This is a genomic window from Rhodoplanes roseus (assembly GCF_003258865.1).
Taxonomy (GTDB): domain Bacteria; phylum Pseudomonadota; class Alphaproteobacteria; order Rhizobiales; family Xanthobacteraceae; genus Rhodoplanes; species Rhodoplanes roseus.
On sequence record NZ_NPEX01000978.1, the window covers coordinates 1 to 242 of the forward strand.

The following is a 242-nucleotide window of genomic DNA, read 5'->3' on the forward strand; positions in this document are numbered from 1 at the left end:
GGAAGCGCGCATATCGTCGAGCGGGGTGAAATCTTCCGCAAGCGCTGCGGCTGCCTTCTGAAACGCCGCCTCGCCGAAAATCTCGCCGATGAGAGCCGCCTCGGCCCTCGCCGCGCGTTTGGGCGTTGCCGCCATGCCGCCGAAAGCGAGCCTTGCCGCCACGATCCTGTCGCCGTCGAGGTCGACGCGGAAGGCGCCCATCACGGCGGAAATATCCTGGTCGAAGCGTTTGGAGATCTTGT

Annotated in this window: 1 pseudogene; it reads right to left on the bottom strand. The window is 65.3% G+C overall.

Annotated features, from left to right (window positions below):
- Positions 1-242: pseudogene (locus tag CH341_RS33255) on the bottom strand (xanthine dehydrogenase, small subunit); the annotation flags it as partial.